This window comes from Nonomuraea sp. LPB2021202275-12-8 (assembly GCF_037044575.1).
Lineage (GTDB): Bacteria > Actinomycetota > Actinomycetes > Streptosporangiales > Streptosporangiaceae > Nonomuraea.
The window spans coordinates 26404-35550 of record NZ_JBAHWD010000054.1 but is presented as its reverse complement, the minus strand read 5'-3'; the positions used below and the strand labels follow the sequence as shown (position 1 = coordinate 35550).

Sequence of the window (9147 nt, the reverse complement as noted above, 5' to 3'; positions counted from 1 at the left end):
GGAGAAGACCCCTGCCGCTCCCGCCATGCCCGGCGGCGGCGACATGGACTTCTAGGTCGTCCGAGAACCCAGGTCCCACCCGCACAACCACCCATGGAGGCCCCTGATGCGTGCCTACGGTGTCACCTACGACACCGGCTTCCTGTCTGCCGGAACCACCACCCACGAGCCCTTCGACCCGGACACAGTCCGCCGGGAAATGCAGATCATCCGCGACGAACTGCACTGCGACGCGGTCCGCATCACCGGGGGAGACCCGGACCGTCTTGAGGTCGCCGCACACCACGCCGCCCGCGCGGGCCTGGAGGTCTGGTACTCGCCGTTCACCAACGGCCTGACCCAGGACGAGCTGATGACGTTCATCGTCGACAGTGCCGAACGGGCCGAACGCCTGCGCCGGGAAGGGACGCGCGTCGTCTTCCTGACCGGTTCCGAGATCAGCTTGTTCACCGGCGGGTTTCTGCCCGGTGACAGCCTGAAGGAGCGGCTCGGCCTGCTCGCCGAGCCCGCGCGGCTGCGCGCCGCACTCCCCGAACTGCCCGCCCGCGTCAACGCCTTCCTCACCCGAGCCGTCGCCGCGGTACGCGAACGGTTCGGCGGCCCGATCAGCTACGCCTCCCTGCCCTTCGAAGGCGTGGACTGGGTTCCGTTCGACATGATCGCCACCGATGCCGGATACCGCGACGCGACCACCGCGCACGGATTCCGTGAGGGTCTCCGCGCGCAGACCGCGCAGAGCAAGCCGTTCGCCGTCACCGAGTTCGGCTGCACCACCCACCGCGGAGCCGCCGCTCTGGGCGCACGCGGCGAGTCCATCGTCGAATGGGACGAACGCGCCCGCCCCCACCTGACCGCGACCGTCATGCGGGACGAAGAAGAACAGGCCGGGTACGTGCGCGAGCTTCTCGACATCTACCACGAAGAGGGTACGGACACGGCGTTCGTCAACACCTTCGCCCGCCGGGACCTGCCGACGTCCTCCGAGCCCGAACGGGACTTCGACACCGCCAGCTTCGGCATCGTCAAGATCCTGGAGCACGGCCGCACCGGGACGACGTATCCGGGGCTGCCGTGGGAACCCAAGGCCGCCTTCCACGCCCTGGCCGAGTACGGACGCGCCAGGACGGCCGAGACCGAAGAGAGGACGACGGCGTGACGCTGCCAACTGCGAAGCTCGGAAGAACCGGATTGCAGGCGAGCCGCCTCGGCTACGGAGCGATGGAGATGCGCGGGCCGCAGGCGTGGGGCAAACCGATGAGCGACGACGAGGCCCGTACGGTTTTGAACACGGTCCTCGACTCGGGAGTGAATCTCATCGACACCTCGCCGGACTACGGCGACGCCGAGGAGCACATCGGCCGCTGGATTTCCCACAGGCGCGACGAGTTCATCCTCTCCAGCAAGTGCGGTTGCCCCCTCGCCGCGGACGGTGACCCGCGCACGTTTCCGCCGCACGTCTACACGAGGGCGAACGTCCGCGCGTGCGTCGAGCAGAGCCTGCGCCGGATGCGCACCGGCCACCTTGACATCCTGATGGTGCACATGAGTCCGAGCGTCGCCGTGATGCGGGCCGAGGACACCATCGCCGAGATGCTGGCCCTTCAGGACGAAGGCGCGATCCGCTTCACCGGCATGTCAGGGAATCTGCCCAACCTTCCTGAGCACGTCGCGATGGGGGCGTTCGACGTTTTCCTGCTTCCTTACTCGGCGCTCGATCGCTCCCACGAGAAACTCGTCAGCGCCGCCGCGGCAGCCGGCGCGGGGACGATCGCTCGCGGTTCGGTCGCCCGCCCGCTCATGGCTCCGCCCCAGGCCATGCCGGAGCCGATGCGCCGGCCGCTCGCCGACCACCACGCGCGGCTCGCCGCCGCCGGCCTGGACGATCTGGCGGACGGCGCCTCGACGATGGAACTCCTGCTCCGCTTCATCCTCAGTCACCAGGATCTGCACTCGGTGATCGTCGGCTCGACCCAGGTCGCGCACGTGCGGGCCAACGCCGCAGCCGCCCAGAAGGGCCCGCTCCCGACGGACGTCTACGACGCGCTGCGGGACCGCCTCGGCGCGAGGTAGGTGCTCAAGTCGCCCGCGCGCCGTCGCCACCCCTGTCGGATCCGCCGGCGATCCACGCCGCTGGTGCCGGCGCGGTGAGAGTTCAGAACCTGATGAATCCGTACAGTGCGAGATGGTTTGACTTCGTACTGCTTACCGTGTGATCGATGCTCGACGGCTGCACGGCGCCCTTGACGAACAAATAGTCGATCTTTCTGGAACCGGCGGTTGCTTTTGCTCCATAGCCGGTCACGCCGAAGCCGCCGAGTGTTGTCGGGGCGATGTTCGTGCGATTCGCATCGATCCCGATCACGCGGATCGTTGACGCGTTCAGCAGGCTCGTGGCGTCCGCGCCGACATGGATGCCGGAGTTCCCGATGCCTGTGTAGCCCGCACCTGCGCAGGCATTCCCCCCGTTCTGTTCTGGGAGGTGCATGGTCCAGTATTTCGAGATGTCGCTCGCCGCGAGACTCAGCGTTCTGGTGTTGTAGACGATCCCATTGGTCTGCTTCTTCTTCAGGTCGCCAAGCGCCTGCTGACCGCACTTGTGCGAGCTGCCCCACGCCTCGGGGTCGTCCCAGGCCACGATCGCCTTGTAGGTGCCCGCCGGATATCCGAATCTGGCCGAGAGCTGGTTGGCGTAAGCCGTGGCCTGCCCGGTGCTACGCACCTGTTGCACGATCAGGAGATCGGGAGCCTGCACGCCAGTGCGCGATCGAGGTTGAGGTGGTGAGTGCGGCAGCCGCCGCGAGCGCCATCGCGCCAGACGATCGATAATTGAATGACATTGTCGCAGAGTAGCGATGATCTCCGGGCCGGCGGTGCCCGATGAGGCAGCCTGGATCATCCAGCGGGCCCGGCGTACGGACCGAGGAGCCAGGTCGAGGCCCTTTCATATTGGCCCAGCTTTATCTGAGTATTCGAGTCAGTCGAATATTTCGCTGGATGGATGTTCGCGGGCCATGCGGGAATCACGGCGCGAACGCAAGAAGCGCGAGACTCGGGCCCACCACAAGCCCAGCCTTCCGCCCAGGGAGACAGAGGAGATGTCGGCGGCGTACCGAATGGTCCTGACCACGCCGGCGCTTTACTCGTGTCTTTCCGGGCGAAGGCAGTACGGGCCAAGAACGCGTTGCCCAAACTGGTCCCTTGACTACTGACCGCCGGAAGGTGTGGCTGATCCCTCTGCCGCTCTGGAGGTCGCGGCGGCGTGCTCGTCGGCGGTCATACCGAGGCCGGGGTCGTACCGGTTGAGGTCGTGCTGGTCGTCGGCCCACTGCTGGTAGTCCTGCCGGACGGTGAGCTCGTCGGAGTCAATGATGCGGGCGATGTCGGCCCAGGTGACTCCGGCCAGCAACGCGTGGTGGACGTTGGCGGGATGGCGCACGGTGCGCGCGATGCACTCCGCCAAGGCCAGCAGTTCGATGTGCTCGGCGACGGTGAGTGGCGGCCGGTCTTCAGCTCCGTGCCGGGTGGGGTCATAGATCCCTCGGGTCACCAGTTCGATCCGGGCGCGAGCCGATGCGTGCTTGGCGGCCAGCTCGTTGTAGCGCTCCAGCTGCTGGCTGACGGGCATGTCGTAGCGAGCGTCGCGCCAGGTCGTGAGGTGCTCGGGCATGGTCATGACGACTTCTCCAGGGCGTTCGGGTGTCGGCTTCAAGGGGTCCCTGGAGGGTAGTCCGACCCCGACCCAAGTGCTCCAGGCCGGTCCCCGCCGAGGTCGATGACGTGGTCGGAGCTGACGTGGTGGGTTGCCCGGAAGCGGGCGAAGCTCTCGCTCTGCCCGGCGGCGTGCGGACGAATGCCGACGCGCCAGACCCGGGCGGCGGTAGGCGTCATGGTCGGATCTCCGTCGATCGCCGCGTAAGTGGCCGGACAACCCTGTAGGTACGTCTGCCTGGGCGAGCAGGACGAGGGCGGCGCGGTCGTGGTTGTTCGGCGCCTCACCCGGCGTTGTCCAGCCGGTCGAGTTCTTCCCGCGTGAGTGTCAGGCTCGCTGCCTGCGCTGAGGAGCGGGCTGATTCCGGGCGGGTGGCGCCTGGGATGGGGATGACGTGTCTCGAGTGGGACAGGTGCCAGGCCAGGCAGATCTGCTGGGGCGTGGTGCCGCGTTCCTCGGCCACGGCGTGGAAGGGGGTGCGTGGCGAGGTGTCCCCAGGACCGTCCAGGGAGCTGCGTGCGATCCCGCCCAGGGGGCTCCACGGGAGGAAGGCGATGCCGAGGCGGTCGCAGAGGCGGAGCTCGGGCAGGCTGTCGCGGTGTTGCGGGTTGTAACGGTTCTGGACTGAGACCAGGGAGTCGCCGAGGATGGCCCGGGCCTCGTGGATCTGGTCGCAGGTCACGTTGGAGATGCCCGCCGCGCGCACGAGGCCCGCGTCGAGGAGGTCGCGCAGCGCGCCCACCGAGTCCGACCAGGGGACGGCCGGGTCGGGTTTGTGGAGCTGGTAGAGGCCGATCGCCTCCACGCCCAGGCGGCGCAGGGAGCCCTCGCAGGCGCGTCTGATGTGGCCGGGGCCGCCGTTGACGGTCCAGCTGCCGTCGCCGGGGCGGGTGCGTCCGCCCTTGGTGGCGATCAGTACGCCGGAGCCGCCCCCGGGCCAGGTGGCCAGGGCCTGGGCGAGGAGTGCCTCGTTGTGGCCGCGTTCGCCGGCCTGCCAGTGGTAGGAGTCGGCTGTGTCGATCAGAGTGATGCCCGCGTCGAGGGCGGCGTGCACGGTGGCGATCGCGCTGGCGCGGTCGGGGCGGCCCTCGATGGACAGGGGCATGGCGCCGAGGCCGATGGCGCTGACGTCGGCCGTTCCGATGCGGCGGGTGAGCATGGTCTTCAGCGCTCCAGGAGGAGGTCGGCGATGGTCTCGGTGACCGCCTGCGGCAGCCAGTCGGTCACCTTGGTGAAGGGGAAGCCGAGCGCGGTGGCACGGGCGTTGCTCATCGCGTAGGGGCGGTCGAAGGAGAACGGAGAGGCGGGCTCGCCGTCGGGGACGATGCGGTACGCCGGAGCCGGCGAGGCGGTCGTGGTCGCGATCAGCTCGCACAGGCCGGTGACGGTGAGGGCGCCATGGGAGGCGGCGTTGACGGGACCGGTGAAGCCGGATCGCGTGGCCGCCCACTGCAGGAACGCGGCGATCTCCTCGTTGTGGACGAACGACGTGCGGGCCGGGTCGCGGTGCACGTCGACCGGCAGACCGGCGCTCACTCGCTCCACGTAATGGTGCAGGCGTCGCGTGAAGTCGTGGATCCCGCCGCCGAGGACGTGGGCGCTACGTACCGAGACGAACGGGAACGCCGGGTCGTGGGAGAACACCGCCTCGGCCTGACGCTTACCCTCCGCGTACGCGCCGGCCTCGCCGAAGAGGCGGGACAGGGCGTCCGAGGACCGCCATGGCAGGTCCCACCGCACCGGCCAGGAGGCAGTATCGACGGCGCTCTCCGGGACCGGGACGGTTGCCGGGGGCAGGAGGGACGGTGAGGTGGCCGGATCGTAGACCTCCATCGTGGACGTCATCACGTAGCGGGCGGTGCGGCCGGTGAAGACGCGGCGGGCGATGGCCGCCTGGACGGGCGTGTAGCACACCTGGTCGATGACGGCGTCGAAGGTGCGGCTGCCCAGGGCGCGGGTGAGGGCCTCCTCGTCATCCCGGTCGGCGATGACGTGGTCGGCGCCGGGCGGCGGTGGCGCCGAGCCCCGGTTGACCACGGTGACGCGGTTCTCCGCGTTCTGCAGCAGGCGGATCAGGTGGCGGCCGAAGTAGCGGTTGCCGCCGATGACGCAGATCTCTGTCATGGGCCAAGACTGGCCGGGTAGCCTCCACAGAGGTAGTGGTGACTCGTTGAGCTTGTATTAAGGAAAACTGTTGATCGAACCCCATCGGCTGCGGGTGCTGCGGGAGGTGGCCGCGCACGGCAGCTTCAACCGCGCGGCGGCAGCGATGCTGCTCACGCCGTCCGCCGTCTCCCAGCAGATCGCCGCGCTGGAACGGCAGCTCGGCACCCGCGTCGTCACCCGCAGCACCCGCGGAGTGGCCCTCACCGAGCCGGGGCGGCTGCTCGTGGAGACGGCCGAGACGATCGCGGCCGAGCTGCGGCACGCTCGTGAGCGGATCGACGAGCTGGCCTCGGGCCACGGGCGGCTGAACATCGCCACCTTCACCAGCGCGGGCCGCGCGCTGCTGCCCGGCGTCCTCGCGCCGTTCGTCGCCGCCCATCCCCGGGTGGAGGTGAACGTGGTGGAGCGGGAGCCCGAGGACAGCCTGCCCCTGGTCCGGCGGGGCGAGGTGGATCTGGCCGTCGCCTACCACTTCGACGGGCCGCTGCCCGTGCTGCCCGGGGATCGTACGGGCCTGAGGTGGACGCCGCTGGCCGAGGACCCGCTGTCCGTGGCGATGCCCGCCGCCCATCCGCTGGCGGCCCGGGCGTCCGTCGACCTGGCCGAGCTGGCGGAGCAGCCGTGGGTGATCGGCTGCTCCAAGACGGAGACGTTCCTGCGCGACTACGCGGCCGCGGCCGGGTTCGAGCTGCGGGTCAGCGGCACCACCAGCGACTATCACCTCGCCCAGGCCCTCACCGCGGCGGGCCTCGGCATCAGTCTCGTGCCGGCCATCTGCCTGGCGCCCGAGACACCCGGCCTGGCCGTCGTCCCGCTGAACCCGCCCCGTCCCGTCCGATACATCGGGATCGCCACCGGCCGGCAGCGGCACGACCACCCGCTGGTGCGGACCCTGGTGGAGGGGTTGCGGAAAGAGGCGGGAGCGCTGCCCGGCGGTGGGTGACGGTCACTGCACCGGTACGGGCGCATCACCGGCCGTGGCGACGGGTCGGCGGCACCTCTTGGCGGGCCGCAGTGGGGAGACCAGGTGACGATGGCCCAGCTCAAAGCTTGATACGTTTGATCACCGTGGGAGGGATTGCTCGATACGGGAAGTTCGTGGCCAAGGAAGGCCGTTGTCGGGAGGTGGCTGAGCTCCTCCTGGCCGCCGTGCTGAGACTCGCGCACTCGACCGAAATGATCGAACTGGATTTGCTGGGTGGTGCGGGCCTGGCCTCGAGGCTGTAACGCTCGCCATCTCGACATCGAGCTCCACTCGCGAAGGGCCGGGGGCGCTCGCCTACCGGGTCTGGTCGGTCGGGCGGATGAGGATCTCGTTGACCGCGACGTGCTCCGGCTGGGTGACCGCGTACACGACAGCGTTGGCGATGTCCTCGGGCTGCAGGGTGCGCATGGAGGCGGCGATGTTCTGCGCGGCGGCCTGCATAGTGGGGTCCGTGATGTGGTCGGCCAGTTCGGTGGCGACGAAGCCGGGCTCGACGATCACGACACGGACACCCCCCGCGCCCATGCGCCGGGTGAGCAGGGCCGCCCACAGGCCCAGGAGCAGCAGCACCAGTACGGCCAGCGCGGCCGGCGCCCACCAGTGGCCCTGGACGGCGAGCAAGCCCCAGCCGGAGGGCAGATACCACACCGCGGTGGGCACGCCCGTCTGGCCGAAGGCCCAGAAGAAGACCCAGATCTGCCCCAGCGCAGCCAGGACCGCGCCGTTGAGCAGGCCGGAGACGATCGCGCCCAGCCGTGAGCGCAGCGCCAGCCCGACCACCGCCACGCCCACCTTCGACAGCAGCACGAACACGGCCAGCTGCAGCACCATCGCGGGCACGGCCACCAGAGCGTTCACGGCGCCGAGACGGGCACCCGTCACCAGCAGCCCGAGCAGCGCGGTCAGGCTGACCAGCGGCGCGACGCCGACGAAGGCCGCGACCAGCAGCCCCGTCGCCAGGCGGCGCGGTGGCAGGCCGAGCAGGGAGAAGTACTCCGGTCGTAACGTCTCGTCGCCGCCGCCCATGAAGACGGGCCCGAGCATCCAGCCCAGCAGCCAGACCGCGTACCCGGCGGCCAGCAGGTCGGGGCTGACGAAGGCGAGGTAGACGGTTCCGGCCGCGAACAGCACGCCGAGCGCGGCGCCAGTGCCCGCCGTCTGCGCGCGTGTGCCGTGGAAGGCGTGGCGCAGCATGGCGAGCTTCATCTGGGCCATGGTCAGTGCGACAGCCACGACAGCTCCTTGACGTCGTTGTCCTGGTCGCCGACGAGCCCGACGAAGGCGTCTTCCAAGGAGTGGCCGCCGCGCACCTCGTCCAGGGTGCCGACCGCGGCCACCCGGCCCTTGTCGATCACCGCGACGTGGTCGCACAGCTGCTCGACCAGCGCCATCACGTGGCTGGACAGCACGATCGAGCCGCCACCGGCGACGAAGCCGCGCAAGATCGTCTTGATCGTCGCGGCGGAGACCGGATCGACCGCCTCGAACGGTTCGTCCAGCACCAGCAGCCGCGGCGCATGCAGCAGCGCGGTGGCCAGCCCGATCTTCTTGCGCATGCCGGTCGAGTACTCGATGACCAGCGTCTTGTCCGCGCCGTCCAGCTCGAGCACGGCCAGCAGTTCCTCGACCCGCTGGGCCACCACGTCCTTGGCCAGGCCGCGCAGCAGGCCCAGGTACGTGAGCATTTCGCGGCCGGTCAGCCGCTCGGGCATGGCCAGCCCGTCCGGCAGCACCCCCACCATGGCCTTGGCCCGCTCCGGAGCGGACCACACGTCCTGGCCGAAGATCTCGGCCCGGCCCGCGTCCGGCCGCAGCAATCCCACCGCCATCGACAGCGAGGTGGTTTTCCCGCTCCGTTGGGACCTACCAGGCCGAAGAACGATCCGCTCGGCACCTCCAGGTCGATATGGTCGACCGCGACCTTGTGGTCGAACGTCTTGCCAGGGCGGCGAGGCGAAGCGCGGGAGAGCTGGTCGATGCTTTCAAGGGCTTCCTTCTCGAACGTCAGTGAGCGGATGATTCGTCACGAACACCAGAACCGCATGTGCCGTACCGACTTTGGGACGCGGCCAGTATGGGTGATCAACCGCGGTTATGTCCCCACCGCCAGTGGTGCAACTCACCGGACCGCGCGGAAGAAGGCCCGGACGCCCGGGTCGCAGGGGAAGACGGCGACGCCGTGCGGCACCGCCGAGTACTCGGCGGCGGCGCCCGAATGTCAGGGAGCATAGGGTTGCTGCAAAGAAGACCGATTGATGGGGGAGTGGTGATCGCACAGCGCAGGCCG

General features: G+C 69.4%; 8 protein-coding genes and 1 pseudogene. 3 read left to right on the top strand and 6 right to left on the bottom strand.

Annotated elements, in window-relative coordinates; genetic code table 11:
- Positions 1-106: 106 nt before the first annotated feature.
- Both V5E28_RS46150 and V5E28_RS46145 read left to right on the top strand, forming a co-directional pair.
- Positions 107-1156 carry a hypothetical protein gene (locus V5E28_RS46150; protein ID WP_336216645.1) on the top strand — a complete coding sequence of 350 codons (1050 nt, stop codon included), beginning with the start codon at positions 107-109 and terminating at the stop codon, positions 1154-1156.
- The gene (locus V5E28_RS46145; protein WP_336216644.1) at positions 1153-2070 is read left to right on the top strand and encodes an aldo/keto reductase; all 918 of its coding nucleotides are present in this window, start codon (positions 1153-1155) and stop codon (positions 2068-2070) included. The genes V5E28_RS46150 and V5E28_RS46145 overlap by 4 nt, the downstream gene beginning before the upstream one ends.
- 82 nt (positions 2071-2152) lie before the next feature.
- Here the strand turns inward: V5E28_RS46145 and V5E28_RS46140 are convergent, their stop codons facing one another.
- From V5E28_RS46140 to V5E28_RS46125, 4 genes are all read right to left on the bottom strand, one after another.
- Entirely contained in the window at positions 2153-2719 is a 567-nt protein-coding gene (locus V5E28_RS46140; RefSeq protein ID WP_336216642.1) for a hypothetical protein, read from the bottom strand.
- 483 nt (positions 2720-3202) lie between these two features.
- A complete protein-coding gene (locus tag V5E28_RS46135) occupies positions 3203-3673 on the bottom strand; it encodes a hypothetical protein (RefSeq protein ID WP_336216640.1) in 471 nt (156 codons plus the stop codon).
- Positions 3674-3992: 319 nt separating this feature from the next.
- On the bottom strand, positions 3993-4868 hold the full coding sequence (locus V5E28_RS46130; RefSeq protein WP_336216639.1) for an aldo/keto reductase: 876 nt from the start codon (positions 4866-4868) through the stop codon (positions 3993-3995).
- Between the two features lie 5 nt (positions 4869-4873).
- Positions 4874-5833, bottom strand: a complete 960-nt coding sequence (locus tag V5E28_RS46125; RefSeq protein WP_336216637.1) for an NAD-dependent epimerase/dehydratase family protein — start codon at positions 5831-5833, stop codon at positions 4874-4876.
- A gap of 70 nt (positions 5834-5903) precedes the next feature.
- Between V5E28_RS46125 and V5E28_RS46120 the strand changes: the two genes are divergently transcribed.
- The gene (locus tag V5E28_RS46120) at positions 5904-6818 is read left to right on the top strand and encodes a LysR family transcriptional regulator (RefSeq protein ID WP_336216635.1); all 915 of its coding nucleotides are present in this window, start codon (positions 5904-5906) and stop codon (positions 6816-6818) included.
- Between the two features lie 336 nt (positions 6819-7154).
- Here the strand turns inward: V5E28_RS46120 and V5E28_RS46115 are convergent, their stop codons facing one another.
- A complete protein-coding gene (locus V5E28_RS46115) occupies positions 7155-8093 on the bottom strand; it encodes an SDR family oxidoreductase (protein WP_336216633.1) in 939 nt (312 codons plus the stop codon).
- Positions 8078-8846 (bottom strand): annotated as a pseudogene (locus tag V5E28_RS46110) (ABC transporter ATP-binding protein). Before V5E28_RS46110 ends, V5E28_RS46115 begins: the two are co-directional and overlap by 16 nt.
- Positions 8847-9147 lie beyond the last annotated feature (301 nt).

Excerpts from the sequence above, each read along its gene's own strand:
- V5E28_RS46125 (WP_336216637.1), bottom strand. The coding sequence starts at position 5,833 with ATGACAGAGATCTGCGTCATCGGCGGCAACCGCTACTTCGGCCGCCAC.
- V5E28_RS46150 (WP_336216645.1), top strand. The coding sequence starts at position 107 with ATGCGTGCCTACGGTGTCACCTACGACACCGGCTTCCTGTCTGCCGGA.
- V5E28_RS46130 (WP_336216639.1), bottom strand. The coding sequence starts at position 4,868 with ATGCTCACCCGCCGCATCGGAACGGCCGACGTCAGCGCCATCGGCCTC.
- V5E28_RS46135 (WP_336216640.1), bottom strand. The coding sequence starts at position 3,673 with ATGACCATGCCCGAGCACCTCACGACCTGGCGCGACGCTCGCTACGAC.